Source organism: Enterobacter sp. BRE11, from assembly GCF_031844285.1.
Lineage (GTDB): Bacteria > Pseudomonadota > Gammaproteobacteria > Enterobacterales > Enterobacteriaceae > Pantoea.
This window is the reverse complement of sequence record NZ_JAUZUX010000003.1, coordinates 110,546-131,336: the sequence shown is the minus strand read 5'-3', so window position 1 is coordinate 131,336 and position 20,791 is coordinate 110,546. Positions and strand designations below refer to the sequence as shown.

Genomic DNA, 20,791 nt, shown 5'->3' with positions numbered 1-20,791 from the left:
ATGCGTCGTATTTTATCGGTTCTGCTGGAGAACGAATCCGGCGCATTGTCTCGCGTGGTGGGCCTCTTTTCCCAGCGCGGCTATAACATCGAGAGCCTGACGGTCGCGCCGACCGACGATCCCACGCTGTCGCGTATGACCATCGAGACCGTTGGCGACGAAAAGGTGCTGGAGCAGATTGAAAAGCAGCTGCATAAGCTGGTGGATGTGCTGCGCGTCAGCGAGCTGGGGCAGGGCGCCTATGTCGAGCGCGAAATCATGCTGGTGAAGCTGCAGGCCACCGGTTACGGCCGTGAAGAGGTGAAACGCAGCGCGGAGATCTTCCGCGGCCAGATTATCGACGTGACGCCGACGCTGTACACGGTTCAGCTCGCAGGCACCAGCGACAAGCTTGACGCCTTTCTCAATACCGTGCGCGAAGTAGCGGAAATCGTTGAAGTAGCGCGTTCTGGCATCGTCGGCGTGTCGCGCGGCGATCGCATTATGCGGTAATTGCTCAGGGTGACAGTCTCTAACCCGGCGTAATGCCGGGTTTTTTTATTTTATGCGCTATGCAGGGATCGCTAAGAAAAGCGGTTGCTCAGCGCGAAGTTCTGCTGTTAGATGTTACAAACGAGTTACCCTTAGCTTATTTGCGGACATCTGCCCGCAATGCGGCTCGCCGTGAAGTATGGAGTTATCGTGAAACTGGATGAAATCGCGCGCCTGGCAGGCGTGTCGCGCACCACGGCCAGTTATGTCATCAATGGTAAAGCGCGGCAGTATCGTGTCAGCGAAAAAACCGTCGAGAAAGTGATGGCGGTCGTGCGTGAGCATAACTACCACCCCAACGCCGTAGCGGCGGGCCTGCGTGCTGGTCGTACGCGTTCGATCGGCCTGGTGATCCCCGACCTGGAAAACACCAGCTATACCCGCATTGCCAACTATCTTGAACGTCAGGCGCGTCAGCGCGGCTATCAGCTGCTGATCGCCTGCTCGGAAGATCAGCCCGACAATGAAATGCGTTGCATCGAACATCTGCTGCAGCGCCAGGTCGATGCGATAATCGTTTCAACCTCGCTGCCGCCTGAGCATCCGTTCTATCAACGCTGGATCAACGATCCGCTGCCGATTATCGCGCTGGACCGTGCGCTGGATCGTGAACACTTCACCAGCGTCGTGGGCGCCGATCAGGACGATGCCTTTACGCTGGCGGCTGAATTGCGTCAGCTGCCGGTGAAAAACGTGCTGTTTCTCGGCGCGCTGCCCGAGCTTTCCGTCAGCTTTCTGCGTGAAATGGGTTTCCGTGACGCCTGGAAAGAGGATCCGCGCCCCATCGACTATATCTACTGCAACAGCTTCGAGCGCACGGCGGCAGCGGCGCTGTTTGAGAAGTACCTTGACGGCCACGATATGCCGGAAGCGCTTTTTACCACGTCGTTCGGTCTGCTGCAGGGGGTCATGGACGTCACGCTGAAACGTGACGGACGCCTGCCGACTGACCTCGCGATCGCTACATTTGGCGACCACGAATTACTGGACTTTTTAGAGTGTCCGGTGCTGGCGGTGGGGCAGCGTCATCGCGACGTGGCGGAGCGCGTGCTGGAGTTAGTTCTGGCTTCGCTGGATGAACCACGAAAACCGAAACCGGGATTAACGCGCATTCGTCGAAATTTATTTCGTCGCGGCCAGCTCAGCCGCAAAGTTAAATAGCTGACGGGCAGCAATACCGCTGCCCTTAAATTTTTTTGTATTAACATTCGTCAATTTTAAGGGTAAAAAAGCGTAAAGCTGCGACACCTCATCTAACAAATTAGCTGCGATGTGATTGTTAAATGTTCATTTCTTTAGGCCGGTACGCACTCCCGCCCCGCCTGAAACAGTAGGCGCTGCTTTCGGAACTCCCCTAAAATGCCGCCCCTGTCTCAGAAATGGTGAAGAATATTAGCGCATCACGTCAGGCTTATTTTTAAGCGTTTTTTTTAGCAGTCTGGTTTTTATTCCATTATTCATCAGGTTAATTTTTAAAATTGACCTTTTGCCCAATTTGCCCCTTTTCAATCAGCGAAATCCCCCCTTGTAAATAGTTATATTCCCGCCGCGCTTCGGCTTGACAACGATTTCATCGCCTCCGTAAACTCGTGGCGTGGTAAAAAGTGGGGTAAAGTGGTGAAAATGGGGAGCTGAGGGGAAGACTGGCATGTTCCGTGGAGCAACGTTAGTCAATCTCGACAGCAAGGGGCGACTGGCCGTGCCAACGCGCTATCGCGAAACGCTGATCGGGGAATCTCAAGGGCAGATGGTTTGCACCATCGACCTTCATCAGCCATGCCTGTTGCTTTATACCCTGCCCGAATGGGAAATCATCGAAAAAAAGCTGTCTCGCTTATCCAGCATGAACCCCGTTGAGCGGCGCGTACAGCGCCTGCTGCTGGGGCATGCCAGTGAGTGTCAGATGGACAGCGCAGGCCGTTTGCTGCTGGCGAATACCCTTCGGCAACACGCGCACCTGACGAAAGAAGTGATGCTGGTCGGCCAGTTCAACAAGTTTGAACTGTGGGATGAACAGACCTGGTATCAACAAGTCAAGGATGACATTGACGCAGAACAGTCGGCTCAGGAACCTTTATCTGAGCGGTTGCAGGACTTGTCGCTATAGCTATGCAGGAAAATTTTAAACATACCACGGTGCTGCTGGACGAGGCGGTTAACGGCCTCAACATCAGGGAAGACGGCATCTACATCGACGGCACCTTCGGTCGCGGCGGACATTCACGTCTGATTCTGTCGCAACTGGGCCCGCAAGGACGGCTTATCGCCATCGATCGCGACCCGCAAGCTATCGCCGCCGCCGCCGAAATCGCCGATCCGCGTTTCTCGATCGTGCATGGCCCCTTCTCCGCGCTGGCTGACTATGTCGAGGAGCTGGGCTTAAGCGGCAAAATCAACGGCATCTTGCTCGATCTGGGCGTCTCGTCGCCGCAGCTGGACGACGCGGAACGCGGCTTCTCCTTTATGCGTGACGGGCCGCTGGATATGCGCATGGATCCAACGCGAGGCCATTCCGCCGCCGAGTGGCTGCTGCAAGCAGAAGAGGCGGATATCGCCTTTGTGCTGAAGACCTACGGCGAAGAGCGTTTTGCGAAACGCATTGCGCGCGCCATCGTCGAGCGCAACCGCGAACAGCCGATGACGCGCACCAAAGAGCTGGCCGACGTTATCGCGGCGGCAACGCCGGTGAAAGATAAATTTAAGCATCCGGCAACGCGCAGCTTTCAGGCGATCCGTATCTGGATCAACAGCGAGCTGGAAGAGATTGAAGAAGCGCTGAAAGGGGCGCTAACGGCGCTGGCGCCCGAAGGACGCCTCTCCATCATCAGCTTCCACTCGCTGGAAGATCGTCTGGTGAAGCGTTTTATGCGCGACCAGAGCCGCGGCCCACAGGTGCCAGCCGGTCTGCCGATGACCGAGTCGCAGCTTAAAGCGCTGGGCGGACGTCAGCTGAAGCTGCTCGGCAAAATGACGCCGGGTGACGCGGAGGTGGCGGACAACCCGCGCGCGCGCAGTTCGGTCCTGCGCATCGCAGAGAGAACCGACGCATGATCGGCAACGAACGTCACAGCCTGCCCGGCGTCATCGGCGGCGATCTGCTGCGGTTCGGCAAAATCCCGCTGATTTTGCTCACCGCCGTGCTGGTGTCGGCCGTGATGGTGGTGACGACGACACACAAAACGCGTCTGCTGACCGCGCAGCGCGAACAGCTGGTATTAGAGCGCGACGCGCTAGACATTGAATGGCGTAACCTGATCCTTGAGGAGAACGCGCTGGGCGATCACAGCCGGGTGGAGCGCATCGCCACCGAAAAGCTGCAGCTACAGCACGTAGACCCATCCCAGGAAAATATCGTGGTACAGAAATAAGGAACGCTAAATAGCAATGAGCGGCGCAAGCAAAACGCTGAAGAAGTTGAAAAAACAGGAAGATAAGGCCAGCTTTGTAAGCTGGCGTTTTGCGTTGCTGTGCGGCTGTATTTTACTGGCGCTGTTTGGCCTGCTCTCACGTGTCGCCTGGCTGCAGGTCATCAGCCCCGATAAGCTGGTGAAAGAGGGCGATTTGCGCTCGCTGCGCGTACAGGCGGTGCCTACCGCGCGCGGCATGATCAGCGATCGCGCCGGTCGTCCGCTGGCGGTCAGCGTGCCGGTCAACGCCATCTGGGCCGACCCGAAAGAGCTGCACGACGCGGGCGGCGTGACCCTCGACGGCCGCTGGAAAGCGCTCGCCGACGCGCTCTCTATTCCTCTCGATCAGCTGGCGACGCGCGTCAACGCCAATCCCAAAGGACGCTTCATCTATCTGGCGCGCCAGGTCAATCCCGCCATCAGCGACTACATCAAAAAGCTGCGACTGCCCGGCATCCATCTGCGCGAAGAGTCGCGCCGCTACTATCCGGCCGGTCAGGTGACGTCTCACCTGATCGGCTTTACCAATATTGATGGCCAGGGGATCGAAGGCATCGAGAAGAGCTTCGATAAATGGCTGACCGGCGCGCCGGGCGAGCGAACGGTGCGTAAAGACCGTAACGGCCGCGTGATTGAAGATATCTCATCGGTGGACAGCCGCGCCGCCCATAACCTGACGCTCAGCATCGACGAACGCCTGCAGGCGCTGGTCTACCGCGAACTTAACAATGCGGTAGCGTTCAACAAAGCTGAATCGGGCACGGCCGTACTGGTGGACGTCAATACTGGCGAAGTGCTGGCGATGGCCAACAGCCCGGCCTACAACCCCAATAACCTCAGCAACACGCCGAAAGAGATGATGCGCAACCGCGCCATCACCGACATCTTCGAGCCTGGCTCGACCGTCAAGCCGATGGTGGTGATGACGGCGCTGCAGCGCGGCGTGGTGCGGGAAAACAGCGTGCTTAATACCGTGCCGTACCGCGTTAACGGTCATGAGATCAAAGACGTGGCGCGCTATAACGAATTGACCCTTACCGGGGTTCTGCAGAAGTCGAGTAACGTCGGCGTTTCACGGCTGGCGTTAGCGATGCCCTCCTCAGCGCTTGTAGAAACTTATGCGCGCTTTGGTCTGGGTAAACCGACCAATTTGGGGCTGGTCGGGGAAAGTAGTGGCTTATACCCTCAAAAACAACGGTGGTCTGACATAGAGAGGGCCACCTTCTCTTTCGGCTACGGGCTAATGGTAACGCCGTTACAGTTAGCGCGTGTCTACGCGACCATCGGCAGCTACGGCATCTTCCGGCCGCTGTCGATTACCAAAGTTGATCCGCCTGTCGCAGGCGAGCGCGTCTTCCCGGAACCGCTGGTGAAAACCGTGGTTCATATGATGGAAAGCGTCGCGCTGCCGGGCGGCGGCGGCGTAAAAGCGGCCATTAAAGGCTATCGCATCGCGATCAAAACCGGTACGGCGAAAAAAGTCGGCCCGGATGGCCGCTACGTCAATAAATATATCGCCTATACCGCAGGCGTCGCGCCTGCCAGTCATCCTCGTTTTGCGCTGGTGGTGGTGATCAACGATCCCCAGGCCGGCAAGTATTACGGTGGTGCGGTTTCCGCGCCGGTGTTCGGTGCCATCATGGGCGGCGTTCTACGCACCATGAATATCGAACCGGACGCGTTGCCGACCAATGACAAAAACGAGCTGGTGACAAACAGAAGTGAGGAAAAAAGTGACAGATCGTAACCTGCGCGACTTGCTGGACCCGTGGGTGCCAGGCGCGCCGGCGCGTCCCCTGGGTGACATGACACTGGATAGCCGCAAGGCGGCGTCCGGCGATCTGTTTGTGGCCATCGCAGGCCACCACGCCGATGGACGGCGTTTTATTCCGCAGGCAATCGCGCAGGGCGTGGCCGCCGTGATTGCAGAGGCCGAAGGCGAAGCCAGCGATGGCGATATTCGCGAAATGCACGGCGTGCCGGTGATTTACCTGGCGCAGCTGGCGCAGCGGCTCTCCGCGTTGGCGGGCCGCTTCTATGGTCAGCCCGGCGAAAAGCAGAAGCTGATTGGCGTGACCGGCACCAATGGCAAAACCACGACCACGCAGCTGCTGGCGCAGTGGGCGCAGCGGCTGGGCGAAACCGGCGCGGTGATGGGCACGGTCGGCAACGGCCTGCTCGGACAGCTGACCGCCGCAGAGAACACCACCGGCTCGGCTGTGGAGGTCCAGCATCTGCTGCAGGAGCTGGCGCAGCAGGGCGCGACGCTGACCGCGATGGAGGTCTCTTCACACGGTCTGGTGCAGCATCGCGTTGCCGCGCTGCCGTTCGCCGCCGCGGTCTTTACTAATCTGAGCCGCGATCATCTCGACTATCACGGCGACATGCAGAGCTACGAATCGGCTAAAAAGCGGCTGTTTACCGACCATCAGGTCGGCGAAATGATCCTGAACGCCGACGACGAAGCAGGACGCCGCTGGCTGGCGACGCTGCCCGACGCCGTTGCCGTTACCATGGAAAACAATCTCCAGCCTGGCTGTCACGGCCGGTGGGTAAAAGCCGAAGAGGTGACTTATCAGGACAATGGCGCGCATATTCGCTTCAGCTCAAGCTGGGGCGAAGGTGAATTCAGCAGCCGTCTCATGGGCGCGTTCAACGTCAGCAATCTGCTGCTGGCGTTCGCCACGCTGCTGGCGCTCGATTATCCGCTCGCCGATCTGGTGCGGACGGCGCCGCAGCTGCAGCCGGTATGCGGGCGCATGGAGGTCTTCAGCGCGCCGGGCAAGCCGACCGTAGTGGTGGATTATGCCCATACGCCAGACGCGCTGGAGAAGGCGCTGGAAGCCGCGCGCCTGCACTGTAAAGGCAGGTTGTGGTGCGTGTTTGGCTGCGGTGGCGATCGCGACAAAGGCAAGCGTCCCCTGATGGGCGCTATCGCCGAGCAGTTCGCGGACGTCGTAGTGATTACCGACGATAACCCGCGCAGCGAAGATCCGCAGGCTATCGTTAACGACATTTTGACCGGCCTGCTTGAGCCGCACCGCGCGCGCGTTGTCGCTGGACGGGCGCAAGCGGTCACTAACGCTGTTCTGCAGGCCCAGCCTGACGACATCGTACTGGTGGCGGGCAAAGGTCATGAAGATTATCAAATCGTGGGAAATCGTCGTCTGGATTATTCCGACCGCGCCACGGTTGCCGCGTTATTAGGAGTAACGGCATGATCCCGGTTTCCCTTACCACGCTGGCCGAGATCAGCGGCGGCGCGCTTTACGGCAGCGATCTTGTGCTGAGCGACGTCACGACCGATACGCGCAAAGTGACGCCCGGCAGCCTGTTCGTCGCGCTGGTGGGCGAACGCTTCGACGCCCACGATTTTGCCGCTGACGCTATCGCCAGCGGCGCGCAGGCGTTATTAGTGAGTAAGCATTTACCTTTTTCTGTCCCGCAGGTCGTCGTGGCCGACACGCGTATCGCGTTCGGCAAGCTGGCCGCCTGGGTGCGCCAGCAGTCGAAGGCGCGCGTCGTGGCGCTGACCGGCTCCTCCGGTAAAACCTCCGTCAAAGAGATGACTGCCGCCATCCTGCGCGAGTGCGGCGAAACGCTCTATACCGCCGGCAACCTGAATAACGATTTTGGCGTGCCGATGACGCTGCTACGCCTCACCGAACAGCATCAGTATGCGGTGATCGAACTGGGCGCCAATCATCAGGGCGAAATCGCCTATACCACCGAATTGACGCGCCCAGAGAGCGCGCTGGTGAATAACCTGGCGGCGGCGCATCTGGAAGGCTTCGGTTCGCTGGCGGGCGTGGCGAAGGCGAAAGGGGAGATCTTCAACGGTCTGCCGGCGAACGGCACCGCTATCCTCAACGCCGACAGCAACGACTGGCCGCACTGGCAGGCCAACCTGCACGGCAAGCGCGTCTGGCGCTTTTCGCCGCAGGCATCTGACAGCGACTTTACCGCGCGCGATATCCGCCTGGGCGTAGACGGCACCCACTTTATCCTGCAGACGCCGCGCGGCGACATCGACGTCACGCTGCCGCTGCCTGGCCGCCATAATATCGCCAACGCGCTGGCTGCCGCCGCGCTGGCGCTGTCGGTCGACGCGCCGCTTAGCGCCATTCAGAGCGGGTTAAAAAAGCTGCAGGCCGTGCCGGGCCGTCTGTTTCCTATTCGACTCGGCGAGCATCAGCTGCTGCTTGACGACAGCTATAACGCCAACGTCGGCTCAATGACGGCCGCCGCGCAGGTGCTGGGTGAGATGCCCGGCTATCGCGTTATGGTGGTCGGCGATATGGCCGAGCTGGGCGAAGAGGCGGAACAGTGTCATCGCGAAGTCGGGCTGGCGGCGAAAGCCGCGGGCGTCGATCGCGTGCTGAGCGTCGGCACACTGAGCGCCAGCATTAGTGAAAGCAGCGGGGTTGGCGAACATTTCGCCACTAAGACCGCGCTGACTGAACGTTTACGGACGTTGTTGTCCGAACATCGGGAATTAACCGTTTTGATTAAAGGTTCGCGGAGTGCTGCCATGGAGCAGGTCGTGCAGAATCTACAGGAGATGGGAACATGTTAGTCTGGCTGGCCGAGCATCTGGTCGCTTTTTATTCCGGCTTCAACGTCTTTTCATATTTGACGTTTCGCGCCATCGTCAGCCTGCTGACCGCTTTATTTATCTCTTTATGGATGGGGCCGCGCCTGATCGCCTGGCTGCAAAAGCTGCAAATTGGTCAGGTAGTGCGCAATGACGGTCCGGAGTCGCACTTCAGCAAGCGCGGCACCCCGACCATGGGCGGGATTATGATCCTCACCTCAATTACCGTTTCGGTACTGATGTGGGCCTATCCTTCTAACCCCTACGTCTGGTGCGTGCTGGTCGTGCTGGTGGGCTTTGGCATCATCGGCTTTGTCGATGACTATCGCAAAGTGGTGCGCAAAGATACCAAAGGACTGATCGCGCGCTGGAAATATTTCTGGATGTCGGTGATTTCGCTCGGCGTGGCGTTCGCGCTCTACGCCGCTGGCAAAGGGACGCCCGCCACGCAGCTGGTAGTGCCGTTTTTCAAAGACATCATGCCCCAGCTTGGCCTGTTCTACGTCGTGCTGGCCTACTTCGTTATCGTTGGCACCGGCAATGCCGTTAATCTCACCGACGGTCTGGACGGCCTGGCGATTATGCCGACCGTGTTTGTCGCTGCCGGGTTCGCGCTGGTGGCCTGGGCAACCGGCAACGTCAAGTTCGCCGAGTATCTGCATATTCCCTACTTGCGCCATGCGGGCGAGCTGGTGATCGTCTGTACCGCCATCGTCGGGGCAGGGCTGGGCTTTTTGTGGTTCAACACTTATCCGGCGCAGGTTTTTATGGGCGATGTGGGATCGCTGGCGCTGGGCGGCGCGCTCGGCACGCTCGCCGTGCTGCTGCGTCAGGAATTTTTACTGGTGATCATGGGCGGCGTGTTCGTGGTTGAGACGCTGTCGGTGATCCTGCAGGTAGGATCGTTCAAGCTACGCGGACAGCGCATTTTCCGCATGGCGCCGATTCATCATCACTATGAACTGAAAGGCTGGCCGGAACCGCGCGTCATCGTGCGCTTCTGGATCATTTCGCTGATGCTGGTGCTTATTGGCCTGGCCACGCTGAAGGTACGTTAATTATGGCTGACTATCGGGGCAGAAAAGTCGTCATTATCGGGCTGGGCCTCACGGGGCTCTCCTGTGTTGATTTCTTTTTAGCGCAAGGCGTAACGCCGCGCGTGATGGATACCCGTGTGTCGCCGCCGGGACTCGACAAGCTGCCTCAACAGGTAGAGCGCTATACCGGCGGGCTGAACAGCGACTGGCTGCTGGCGGCTGATCTGATCGTCGCCAGCCCAGGCATGGCGCTGGCGCATCCGGCATTAACTGAAGCGGCCGAGGCGGGCGTGGAAATCGTCGGCGATATTGAGCTGTTCTGCCGCGAAGCGCAGGCACCGATCGTGGCGATCACCGGCTCCAACGGCAAGAGCACCGTTACCACGCTGGTTGGCGAGATGGCGCGCGCTGCAGGATGGCAGGTCGGCGTGGGCGGCAATATCGGCCTGCCGGCGCTGTCGCTGCTGAAATCGCCCGCACAGCTTTACGTGCTGGAGCTCTCCAGCTTCCAGCTCGAAACCACCTGGAGCCTGAAAGCCGCGGCGGCGACCATTCTCAATGTCACCGAAGATCATATGGATCGCTATCCGCTCGGTATGCAGCAGTACCGCGCCGCGAAGCTGCGCATCTATGAAAACGCGCGGGTTTGCGTCGTCAATGCCGACGATGCGCTGACCCTGCCGGTGCGCGGCGCCGATGCGCGCTGCGTCAGCTTCGGCATCGATTTCGGCGACTATCACCTTAATCGTCAGCAGGGCGCCACCTGGCTGCGCGTGCAGGGTGAAAAAGTACTCAACACCGATGAGATGAAGCTGGTAGGCCAGCATAACTATACCAATGCGCTGGCCGCGCTGGCGCTGGCCGATGCCGTGGGCCTGCCGCGCGCCTCCAGCCTGGCGGCGCTGACCAGCTTTAGCGGGCTGGCGCATCGCTTCCAGCTGGTGCATGAAGCCAACGGCGTGCGCTGGATCAACGATTCGAAAGCCACTAACGTCGGCAGCACCGAAGCGGCGCTTAACGGCCTGCAGGTCAATGGCCGACTCTGGCTGCTGCTGGGCGGCGACGGCAAATCGGCGGATTTCACGCCGCTGGCGCGCTATGTGCAGGACGAGAAGGTTCGCCTCTACTGTTTTGGCCGCGATGGCGAGGCGCTGGCGGCGCTGCGTCCCGACAACGCCGTGCGCACCGAGACAATGCAGCAGGCGATGGCGCTGATCGCGCCGCAGGTGCAGCCTGGCGATATGGTGCTGCTGTCGCCCGCCTGCGCCAGCCTCGATCAGTTCCGTAATTTTGAACAGCGCGGCGATCGCTTCGCGCAGCTGGCGAAGGAGTTAGGCTGATGCGTATTCCTGGCGGCGCAATGCTCATCGGACTCTTCGCCTTTATCGGCAGCCGGCTTAAAGACTGGGTCATGGGCGCGCGCGAAAGCGACGATTCCGCTCTGGTGCTCTATGACCGCACGCTGCTGTGGCTCACCTTCGGCCTGGCGATTATCGGCTTCGTGATGGTGACCTCGGCCTCGATGCCGGTGGGGCAGCGTCTCAACGACGATCCTTTTTACTTTGCCAAGCGCGACGCCTTCTATATCGTGCTCGGGCTCGGCATCGCGCTGGTCACGCTGCGCGTGCCGATGGATTTCTGGCAGCGCTACAGCAACGCGATGCTGCTGGCCACGGTGGTGATGCTGCTGATCGTACTGGTGGTGGGCAGCTCGGTGAACGGCGCCTCGCGCTGGATCGCTCTCGGCCCGCTGCGTATCCAGCCAGCGGAACTCTCGAAGCTGTCGCTCTTCTGCTATCTCGCCAGCTATCTGGTACGCAAGGTAGAAGAGGTGCGCAATAACTTCTGGGGCTTCTGCAAACCGATGGGCGTGATGGTGGTGCTGGCAGTGCTGCTGCTGGCGCAGCCTGACCTTGGCACCGTGGTCGTGCTGTTTGTCACCACCCTGGCGATGCTCTTCCTGGCGGGCGCGAAGCTGTGGCAGTTTCTGGCGATTATCGGCTCCGGCATGTTCGCCGTGGTGCTGCTGATTATCGCGGAACCTTACCGTATGCGCCGCGTAACCTCGTTCTGGAACCCCTGGGAAGATCCTTTCGGCAGCGGCTATCAGCTGACGCAGTCGCTGATGGCGTTCGGCCGCGGCGAATTCTGGGGGCAAGGGCTCGGCAACTCGGTGCAAAAACTGGAGTATCTGCCGGAAGCGCACACCGACTTTATCTTCTCTATCATCGGCGAAGAACTGGGTTATATCGGTGTGGTTTTAGCCTTGTTGATGGTATTCTTCGTCGCTTTTCGTGCGATGTCGATCGGCCGCCGCGCGCTGGAGATCGATCAGCGTTTTTCCGGCTTTCTCGCCTGTTCTATCGGCGTGTGGTTCAGCTTCCAGGCGTTGGTTAACGTCGGCGCGGCAGCGGGCATGCTGCCGACGAAAGGGCTGACGCTGCCGCTGATCAGCTACGGTGGCTCCAGCCTGTTGATTATGTCGACGGCGATTGTGTTTTTACTGCGTATTGATTATGAAACGCGCCTGACCAAAGCGCAGGCGTTTACCCGAGGTGCCCGATGAGTGGGAAGCGTTTGATGGTGATGGCGGGTGGAACCGGCGGACATGTTTTCCCCGGTCTGGCCGTTGCCCATCATCTGATGGAACAGGGGTGGCAGGTTCGCTGGCTCGGCACCGCCGACAGAATGGAAGCGGATCTGGTGCCGAAACACGGTATCGAGATTGAGTTTATTCGCATCAGCGGTCTGCGCGGCAAAGGCCTGAAAGCGCTGCTGCTGGCGCCGATGCGGATTTTCAACGCCTGGCGTCAGGCGCGCGCCATTATGCGGGCATGGCAGCCGGACGTGGTGCTGGGCATGGGCGGCTACGTTTCCGGGCCTGGTGGTCTTGCGGCCTGGAGCTGCGGCATTCCAGTGGTGCTGCATGAGCAGAACGGCATTGCCGGGCTGACCAACAAGTGGCTGGCGAAGATCGCCAGCAAAGTGATGCAGGCCTTTCCCGGCGCCTTCCCGCATGCGGACGTTGTCGGCAATCCGGTGCGCACCGACGTGCTGGCGCTGCCGCTGCCGGACGCGCGCCTGGCCAACCGCAGCGGTCCAATTCGCGTGCTGGTGGTCGGCGGCAGCCAGGGCGCGCGGGTGCTGAACCAGACGCTGCCTCAGGTCGCGGCCGCGCTGGGCGACAGCGTGACGCTGTGGCATCAGACCGGCAAAGGCGCACAGCAGGATGTGCTTAAGGCGTACCAGCAGGTCGGCCAGACGCAGCATAAGGTCACGGAATTTATTGACGATATGGCGGCCGCCTACGCCTGGGCGGATGTGGTGGTGTGCCGCTCCGGCGCGCTTACCGTCAGCGAAATCGCTGCAGCGGGCTTACCGGCGATTTTCGTGCCTTTTCAGCATAAAGATCGTCAGCAGTACTGGAATGCGCTGCCGCTGGAAAAAGCGGGCGCGGCCAAAATTTTTGAGCAGCCGCAGTTTACCGCGGATGCCGTGGCGGAGACGCTGCGCCGCTGGGATCGCCCCACGCTGTTGAGCATGGCGGAAAAAGCCCGCCAGGTGGCGATCCCCGATGCGACCGACAGGGTCGCGCGTGAAGTGGCGCGCGCCGCGAAGTGAATAATCGGGCCAGCGTGCTGGCCGGTGCCGCAACAGGCACGGATAGAGATGACAGGTAACTGAGAACGATGAATACACAACAACTGGCAAAACTGCGCTCCATTGTGCCCGAGATGCGTCGCGTCCGGCACATTCACTTTGTCGGCATCGGCGGTGCCGGCATGGGCGGTATTGCCGAAGTGTTGGCGAACGAGGGTTACCATATTAGCGGCTCCGATCTGGCGCCGAACGCGGTGACGCAGCATCTGGCGGCGCTGGGCGCCACCATCTATTTTAACCATCGGCCGGAAAACGTCACCGACGCCAGCGTGGTGGTGGTCTCCAGCGCGGTGGCGCAGGACAACCCGGAACTGGTCGCAGCGCGCGAACAGCGTATTCCTGTGATCCGTCGCGCCGAGATGCTGGCGGAGCTGATGCGTTTTCGCCACGGCATCGCTATTGCCGGCACGCACGGCAAAACCACCACCACGGCGATGGTGTCGAGCATCTATGCAGAGGGTGGTCTGGATCCGACCTTCGTCAACGGCGGGCTGGTTAAGGCGGCGGGCACGCACGCGCGGCTCGGCAGCAGCCGTTACCTGATTGCTGAAGCGGATGAGAGCGACGCCTCTTTCCTGCATCTGCAGCCGATGGTGGCGGTAGTGACCAATATCGAAGCTGACCATATGGATACCTATCAGGGCGACTTCGAAAACCTGAAGCAGACGTTTATCAACTTTCTGCACAACCTGCCGTTTTACGGCCGTGCGGTAATGTGCATCGATGATGCGGTGATCCGCGATTTGATCCCGCGCGTGGGGCGTCATATCACCACCTACGGCTTTAGCGATGATGCCGATGTGCGCATTGAACACTATGAGCAGCGCGGCGCGCAGGGGCACTTTACCCTGGTGCGCCACGACAAGCCCCTTTTGCAGGTCACGCTGAATGCGCCAGGCCGTCATAACGCGCTGAACGCGGCCGCCGCCGTTGCGGTGGCGAGCGAAGAGGGCATTGATGACAACGCGATTCTTGCCGCGCTGAAAAGCTTCCAGGGAACAGGCCGTCGCTTCGATCTGCTGGGCGAATTCCCGACGGAGCCGGTAAACGGCAATCCGGGCACGGCGATGCTGGTCGACGATTACGGCCATCATCCGACCGAAGTCGACGCCACCATTAAGGCGGCGCGCGCCGGCTGGCCGGATAAAAAACTGGTGATGGCGTTTCAGCCGCACCGCTATACGCGCACCCGCGACCTGTTCGACGACTTCGCCAACGTGCTGTCCCAGGTCGATGTGCTGCTGATGCTGGATGTCTATTCAGCGGGCGAAACGCCGATTCCGGGCGCGGACAGCCGCGCGCTGTGCCGCTCTATTCGCGGGCGCGGCAAGGTCGATCCGGTGCTGGTGCCGGATCACGACGCGCTGCCGGAGATGCTGGCGCCGCTGCTGTCGGGCAACGATCTCATTCTGGTGCAGGGCGCCGGTAACGTCGGCAAAGTGGCGCGCAAGCTGGCGGATGGCAAGCTGCAGCCCGAGCGCAAAGCGGAGGAGCGTCATGGCTGATAAAGTCGCCGTCCTGATGGGCGGCACCTCGGCGGAGCGCGACGTGTCGCTGATGTCCGGCAGCGCGGTGCTGGCGGGTCTGCGTGAGGCGGGCGTTAACGCGCATGCGGTCGACACGCGCGACGTTTCGGTACTGACGCTGAAAGAGCAGGGCTTCGACGCCGCGTTTATTGCGCTGCACGGCCGCGGAGGCGAAGACGGCACGCTGCAGGCGGTGCTGGAATTTTTACAGCTGCCCTATACCGGCAGCGGCGTGATGGCGTCGGCCATTACCATGGATAAGCTGCGCACCAAACTGCTCTGGCAGGGGCGCGGATTGCCCTCGGGCCGTTTTGTCTGGCTGACGCGCGAGCAGTATCAGGCGGGTCTGAACGCAGAAATGCGCGACGCCGTTGAAGCGCTTGGGCTGCCGCTGTTCGTCAAGCCGAGCAGCGAAGGCTCCAGCGTCGGCATCAGCCGCGTCAATACGCTGGCAACGCTGCCTGCTGCGCTGGATGAAGCGTTCCGCCATGATGACAACGTGCTGATTGAAGCGTTTCTCAGCGGGGCGGAGTATACGGTCGGCATTATTGGCGACCAGATTCTGCCTGCCATACGCATTCAGACCGCCAGTGAGTTTTATGACTATGAAGCAAAATACATTTCTGACGATACTCAGTACTTCTGCCCGGCAGGATTGAGCGCGGAGCGGGAAGCGGAGCTACAGACGCTGGTCTGGGACGCGTGGCGCGCGCTGGGCTGTAGCGGCTGGGGACGCGTAGACGTGATGGCGGATGGCGAAGGCAACTTCCAGCTGCTGGAGGCGAACACCTCGCCAGGCATGACCAGCCACAGTCTGGTGCCGATGGCGGCAAGCGTTGCGGGCATAGGCTTCTCGCAGCTGGTGGCGCGCATTCTGGAACTGGCTGACTGATATGTCACAGGCGGCACTTAACGCACGGAACCGCGAGCCCCAGGAGCGCGTGCGCACGGGGCGCAGCAACGGGGCCAGACTGTTCGGCATCGTTTTTTTGCTGGTGGTCATTGGCATTATGATTTTCGGCGGGCTGGTGGTGCTGAAATGGATGAACGACGCGTCGCGCCTGCCGCTTTCACGGCTGGTGGTGACGGGCGAAACCCACTACACCACGCACGATGATATCCGCCAGGCGATTTTGTCGCTGGGCGCGCCGGGCACCTTTATGTCGCAGGATGTCGACATCCTTCAGCAGCAGATTGAGCGGCTGCCGTGGATTAAACAGGTCAGCGTGCGCAAGCAGTGGCCTGACGAGCTGAAGATCCATCTGGTGGAGTATGTGCCGGTGGCGCGCTGGAACGATCTGCACATGGTGGATGCGGACGGCGTCTCCTTCAGCGTGCCGGCCAGCCACATCGGCAAAGAAACAATGCCGATGCTGTACGGACCGGAAGGCAGCGAAAAAGAGGTGTTGGCGGGTTACCACAGCATGAGCGACGTGCTGAAAGCCAACAAATTTACCCTGAAGGTCGCGTCGATGACGGCGCGACGGTCATGGCAGCTGGTCACCAGCGACGATGTGCGCATCGAACTGGGGCGCGGCGAGCCCATGAAGCGTCTTAACCGATTTATCGAGCTCTATCCGGCGTTGCAGCAGCAAGGGCAGAACGAGCACAAGCGCATCAGCTATGTGGATTTGCGGTACGACTCGGGTGCAGCCGTGGGCTGGACGCCGGAGCCCGTAGAGCTCCAGGACAGTAATCAGCAACAGAACCAGGCACAGGCTAAACAATGATCAAGGCAACGGACAGAAAACTGGTAGTTGGACTCGAAATTGGCACCGCGAAGGTCGCCGCCCTGGTTGGGGAAATTCTGCCCGATGGTATGGTCAACATTATCGGGGTGGGCAGCTGCCCATCTCGCGGTATGGATAAAGGCGGCGTAAACGACCTTGAGTCGGTGGTGAAATGCGTACAGCGCGCCATCGATCAGGCCGAACTGATGGCGGATTGCCAGATCTCTTCCGTCTATCTCGCCTTATCGGGTAAACATATCAGCTGCCAGAACGAAATCGGGATGGTTCCGATTTCCGAAGAGGAAGTGACTCAGGATGATGTGGAAAACGTCGTACACACTGCAAAGTCAGTGCGCGTGCGTGATGAGCACCGCATCCTGCATGTTATTCCTCAGGAATACGCTATCGATTATCAGGAAGGCATCAAAAATCCGGTCGGCTTGTCGGGCGTGCGCATGCAGGCAAAAGTGCACCTGATCACATGTCACAACGATATGGCGAAAAATATCGTCAAGGCTGTTGAACGTTGTGGCCTGAAAGTTGACCAACTGATTTTTGCCGGTCTGGCGTCCAGTTTTGCGGTGCTGACCGAAGACGAACGTGAGCTTGGCGTCTGTGTTGTCGACGTCGGCGGCGGTACAATGGATATTGCTGTTTATACAGGCGGCGCGCTGCGTCACACTAAAGTGATCCCCTATGCGGGTAACGTGGTTACCAGCGACATCGCCTACGCCTTCGGCACGCCGCCGACAGACGCTGAAGCGATCAAGGTTCGCCACGGCTGCGCGCTGGGGTCGATTGTCGGCAAAGATGAAAATGTTGAAGTGCCGAGCGTGGGCGGACGTCCGCCGCGTAGTCTGCAACGGCAGACGCTGGCCGAAGTCATCGAGCCGCGCTACACCGAATTGCTGAATCTGGTCAATGACGAGATTTTGCAGCTACAGGAACAACTGCGTCAGCAGGGCGTTAAGCACCATCTGGCAGCCGGGATCGTACTGACCGGTGGCGCGGCGCAAATTGAAGGGCTGGCCGCCTGCGCACAACGCGTTTTCCATACGCAGGTGCGTATCGGGCAGCCGCTCAATATCACTGGATTGACAGATTACGCGCAGGAACCTTATTACTCGACCGCAGTGGGACTGCTGCACTACGGCAAAGAGTCCCATATGAACGGCGATGCAGAGACGGAAAAACGCGCATCAGTGGGTAACTGGTTCAAGCGCATTAATAGCTGGTTGAAGAAAGAATTTTGATTTTAGAAAGGAGACCATGCTGGCACTGTTTATGGTCTCCAGGCGACAGGCACATAACGGAGAGAAATCATGTTTGAACCGATGGAATTAACCAATGACGCGGTGATTAAAGTCATCGGCGTCGGCGGCGGCGGCGGCAATGCCGTAGAGCACATGGTGCGCGAGCGTATCGAAGGTGTGGAATTCTTTGCTGTGAACACCGACGCTCAGGCGTTGCGTAAAACAGCGGTTGGCCAGACTATCCAGATCGGCACCAATATCACCAAAGGTCTGGGTGCCGGCGCGAATCCGGAAGTGGGTCGTACCTCGGCGGAAGAAGATCGCGAAGCACTGCGTTCTGCGCTGGAGGGAGCAGACATGGTCTTTATCGCTGCCGGTATGGGCGGCGGTACCGGCACCGGCGCTGCGCCGGTGGTGGCGGAAGTGGCTAAAGACCTGGGCATTCTGACCGTTGCGGTCGTGACCAAGCCGTTCAACTTCGAAGGCAAAAAGCGCATGGCCTTTGCTGAGCAGGGCATCGCCGAACTCTCTAAGCATGTCGATTCACTGATTACTATCCCGAACGACAAGCTGCTGAAAGTGCTGGGTCGCGGCATCTCTCTGCTTGACGCTTTTGGCGCAGCAAACGACGTCCTGAAAGGCGCTGTACAGGGCATCGCTGAGCTGATTACACGTCCGGGCCTGATGAACGTCGACTTTGCTGACGTACGCACCGTAATGTCCGAAATGGGCTACGCGATGATGGGTTCCGGTGTCGCCTGCGGCGAAGATCGCGCGGAAGAGGCAGCCGAAATGGCGATCTCCAGCCCGCTGCTGGAAGATATCGACCTGTCTGGCGCGCGCGGCGTGCTGGTCAACATCACGGCGGGCTTCGACCTGCGTCTGGATGAGTTCGAAACCGTGGGTAACACCATCCGCGCCTTCGCCTCTGACAACGCCACCGTGGTTATCGGTACCTCGCTGGATCCGGAAATGAACGACGAACTGCGCGTTACCGTCGTGGCAACCGGCATTGGCATGGATAAGCGTCCGGAAATTACCCTGGTGACCAATAAGCCAGCCAGCCAGCCTGTGATGGATCATCGCTACCAGCAGCACGGTATGTCGCCGCTGCTGCAGGAGCAAAAGCCGGCGGCTAAAGTGGTCAACGACCAGACTGCGCAGTCAAACAAAGAGCCCGATTACCTTGATATTCCAGCGTTTCTGCGTAAGCAGGCCGATTAGGAATAAGCTGAGAATTGGGATTCTCCGCTCTTTGTGCTAAAGTGTTCGCCCGCTGGTAAAGTATACTGGCGGTCGGATGGGTAATATTGCGAGATAATACGATGATCAAACAAAGGACATTAAAACGTATTGTTCAGGCGACTGGCGTCGGTTTACATACCGGCAAGAAAGTCACGCTGACACTACGCCCTGCGCCGGCTAATACCGGGGTCATCTATCGTCGCACTGACTTGAATCCACCGGTTGATTTCCCGGCTGATGCAAAATACGTGCGCGACACCATGCTGAGTACCTGCCTGGTGAATGATGAAGGCGTACGTATTTCGACGGTTGAGCATTTGAACGCCGCGCTGGCTGGTCTGGGTATCGACAACATCATTGTTGAAGTGGATGCGCCGGAAATTCCGATTATGGACGGCAGCGCCGCGCCCTTTATCTATCTGCTGATGGATGCAGGCATCGAACAGCTGAACAGCGCCAAGAAATTTGTGCGCGTTAAGCAGACTGTTCGCGTGGAAGATGGCGACAAGTGGGCCGAGATCAAGCCATACAATGGTTTCTCTCTCGACTTTACCATCGACTTCAACCATCCGGCGATCGACTCCAGCTCTCAGCGCTATCAGCTGAACTTCTCTGCCGACTCTTTTGTTCGTCAGATTAGCCGCGCGCGGACTTTCGGCTTTATGCGTGAAATCGAGTATCTGCAATCCAAAGGCCTGTGCCTGGGCGGTAGTCTGGATTGTGCGATCGGCCTCGACGACTTCCGCGTGCTGAATGAAGAAGGCCTGCGTTTTGAAGATGAATTCGTTCGTCACAAAATGCTGGATGCGATCGGCGACCTGTTTATGTGCGGCCACAACATTATCGGCGCGTTTACCGCGTTCAAATCAGGCCACGCACTGAACAACAAGCTGCTGCAGGCCGTCCTGGCGAAACAAGAAGCCTGGGAATGGGCTACCTTCGAAGACGAAGCGGAACTGCCGCTGGCGTTCAAGGCACCGAATCTGGTTCTGGCTTAATTACCCCGGAATTTTTAAAGGCTGGTATCTGCTGACAACCCTCTCCGGTCAGCAGCGCCAGCCTTTTTTATTGCGCTTTTTTTGGTCCCCTGAAATTTTCGGCATGCTTCGCAGCAAAGCGTGCAACGTTGCTGAAACGCTGAACAAACAGGCGGCTTTTCTTCCAGAGCGACTTTAAACACTGATGTGGGCGCCCCACATTAATGGTACTATCAGGCGCTCTGAGAAGCTGAGCGCCGCTGTTCAAAGAGAGCGGTAACCCCCTGACAACGACGCGGTCGTTGATGCGCAATGGAAGAGTTGTGATCGGAATTTTTCTACGCTGGCGACATTTAGGCAGACGCTATTTCTGGCCTCATCTCCTGCTGGGGATGGTGGCGGCCAGCTTTGGCTTGCCTGTCTGCGCCCAGAGCGCTGAATTCAACCCTTCATCCGAATCCTCTTCCAGCAGCCTTTTCGTCGGCAATGCCGCGCGCTTCGATCATCTGATCCGACTGCAGGAAACGGCGCGCCGTCCCAGCTTTACGATAGATTACTGGCATCAGCACGCCATCCGTACCGTTATCCGTCATCTTTCCTTTACCCTGACGCCGCAGGCGGAAACGCCCGATAACCTGCCGCTGGCTGCGCACAGGCTGGCGCTGATCGATTCGCTTCAGGCATTGCTGACCACTCATACTTCTTTACGCCAGCCGTCGCAGCCGGTCGCCAACGCGCCGTACGATGCGCTTGCTCCTGCCACTTCACTGGCCGACTGGCGCAGTAAAACCCATGCAATTCGCGCCGGACCGTCTACGCTGCTTGTCTGAA

The 20,791-nt window shown here is 59.3% G+C and carries 19 protein-coding genes; all 19 read left to right on the top strand.

The window, feature by feature from the left end; translation table 11 throughout:
- Positions 1–492 carry an acetolactate synthase small subunit gene (gene ilvN, locus Q9R34_RS04430; protein ID WP_485892543.1) on the top strand — a complete coding sequence of 164 codons (492 nt, stop codon included), beginning with the start codon at positions 1–3 and terminating at the stop codon, positions 490–492.
- Between the two features lie 189 nt (positions 493–681).
- Positions 682–1,692: a catabolite repressor/activator gene (cra, locus tag Q9R34_RS04425; RefSeq protein ID WP_434126290.1), complete on the top strand. Its 1,011-nt coding sequence runs from the start codon at positions 682–684 to the stop codon at positions 1,690–1,692.
- A 487-nt stretch (positions 1,693–2,179) separates the two neighbouring features.
- Entirely contained in the window at positions 2,180–2,638 is a 459-nt protein-coding gene (gene mraZ / locus Q9R34_RS04420; RefSeq protein ID WP_434126288.1) for a division/cell wall cluster transcriptional repressor MraZ, read from the top strand.
- 2 nt (positions 2,639–2,640) lie between these two features.
- On the top strand, positions 2,641–3,582 hold the full coding sequence (gene rsmH / locus Q9R34_RS04415) for a 16S rRNA (cytosine(1402)-N(4))-methyltransferase RsmH (RefSeq protein ID WP_485892541.1): 942 nt from the start codon (positions 2,641–2,643) through the stop codon (positions 3,580–3,582).
- Positions 3,579–3,899 carry a cell division protein FtsL gene (gene ftsL, locus Q9R34_RS04410; RefSeq protein ID WP_434126286.1) on the top strand — a complete coding sequence of 107 codons (321 nt, stop codon included), beginning with the start codon at positions 3,579–3,581 and terminating at the stop codon, positions 3,897–3,899. The genes rsmH and ftsL overlap by 4 nt, the downstream gene beginning before the upstream one ends.
- A gap of 16 nt (positions 3,900–3,915) precedes the next feature.
- On the top strand, positions 3,916–5,685 hold the full coding sequence (locus Q9R34_RS04405) for a peptidoglycan glycosyltransferase FtsI (protein ID WP_434126284.1): 1,770 nt from the start codon (positions 3,916–3,918) through the stop codon (positions 5,683–5,685).
- Positions 5,672–7,159, top strand: coding sequence for a UDP-N-acetylmuramoyl-L-alanyl-D-glutamate--2,6-diaminopimelate ligase (gene murE / locus Q9R34_RS04400; RefSeq protein WP_485892539.1), 1,488 nt, complete (start codon positions 5,672–5,674; stop codon positions 7,157–7,159). Before Q9R34_RS04405 ends, murE begins: the two co-directional genes overlap by 14 nt.
- On the top strand, positions 7,156–8,514 hold the full coding sequence (murF, locus tag Q9R34_RS04395; protein ID WP_485892537.1) for a UDP-N-acetylmuramoyl-tripeptide--D-alanyl-D-alanine ligase: 1,359 nt from the start codon (positions 7,156–7,158) through the stop codon (positions 8,512–8,514). Before murE ends, murF begins: the two co-directional genes overlap by 4 nt.
- Positions 8,508–9,590 (top strand): phospho-N-acetylmuramoyl-pentapeptide-transferase, encoded by a 1,083-nt coding sequence (gene mraY / locus Q9R34_RS04390; RefSeq protein WP_033749483.1) that lies wholly within the window; start codon positions 8,508–8,510, stop codon positions 9,588–9,590. Before murF ends, mraY begins: the two co-directional genes overlap by 7 nt.
- Positions 9,591–9,592: 2 nt before the next feature.
- Positions 9,593–10,909, top strand: a complete 1,317-nt coding sequence (gene murD, locus Q9R34_RS04385) for a UDP-N-acetylmuramoyl-L-alanine--D-glutamate ligase (RefSeq protein ID WP_485892536.1) — start codon at positions 9,593–9,595, stop codon at positions 10,907–10,909.
- Between the two features lie 20 nt (positions 10,910–10,929).
- Positions 10,930–12,135: a cell division protein FtsW gene (ftsW, locus tag Q9R34_RS04380; protein WP_485892639.1), complete on the top strand. Its 1,206-nt coding sequence runs from the start codon at positions 10,930–10,932 to the stop codon at positions 12,133–12,135.
- On the top strand, positions 12,132–13,190 hold the full coding sequence (murG, locus tag Q9R34_RS04375) for an undecaprenyldiphospho-muramoylpentapeptide beta-N-acetylglucosaminyltransferase (RefSeq protein ID WP_434126274.1): 1,059 nt from the start codon (positions 12,132–12,134) through the stop codon (positions 13,188–13,190). The genes ftsW and murG overlap by 4 nt, the downstream gene beginning before the upstream one ends.
- 68 nt (positions 13,191–13,258) lie before the next feature.
- Positions 13,259–14,734, top strand: a complete 1,476-nt coding sequence (gene murC, locus Q9R34_RS04370; RefSeq protein WP_485892535.1) for a UDP-N-acetylmuramate--L-alanine ligase — start codon at positions 13,259–13,261, stop codon at positions 14,732–14,734.
- On the top strand, positions 14,727–15,647 hold the full coding sequence (locus Q9R34_RS04365) for a D-alanine--D-alanine ligase (protein ID WP_434126271.1): 921 nt from the start codon (positions 14,727–14,729) through the stop codon (positions 15,645–15,647). Before murC ends, Q9R34_RS04365 begins: the two co-directional genes overlap by 8 nt.
- 1 nt (position 15,648) lies before the next feature.
- On the top strand, positions 15,649–16,485 hold the full coding sequence (ftsQ, locus tag Q9R34_RS04360; protein WP_485892534.1) for a cell division protein FtsQ: 837 nt from the start codon (positions 15,649–15,651) through the stop codon (positions 16,483–16,485).
- Positions 16,482–17,738 carry a cell division protein FtsA gene (ftsA, locus tag Q9R34_RS04355; protein WP_033749492.1) on the top strand — a complete coding sequence of 419 codons (1,257 nt, stop codon included), beginning with the start codon at positions 16,482–16,484 and terminating at the stop codon, positions 17,736–17,738. Before ftsQ ends, ftsA begins: the two co-directional genes overlap by 4 nt.
- A gap of 69 nt (positions 17,739–17,807) precedes the next feature.
- On the top strand, positions 17,808–18,962 hold the full coding sequence (gene ftsZ / locus Q9R34_RS04350) for a cell division protein FtsZ (protein WP_485892533.1): 1,155 nt from the start codon (positions 17,808–17,810) through the stop codon (positions 18,960–18,962).
- 101 nt (positions 18,963–19,063) lie between these two features.
- Positions 19,064–19,981 (top strand): UDP-3-O-acyl-N-acetylglucosamine deacetylase, encoded by a 918-nt coding sequence (lpxC, locus tag Q9R34_RS04345; protein WP_033749496.1) that lies wholly within the window; start codon positions 19,064–19,066, stop codon positions 19,979–19,981.
- Between the two features lie 302 nt (positions 19,982–20,283).
- A complete protein-coding gene (secM, locus tag Q9R34_RS04340) occupies positions 20,284–20,790 on the top strand; it encodes a secA translation cis-regulator SecM (protein WP_485892532.1) in 507 nt (168 codons plus the stop codon).
- Position 20,791: the final 1 nt, after the last annotated feature.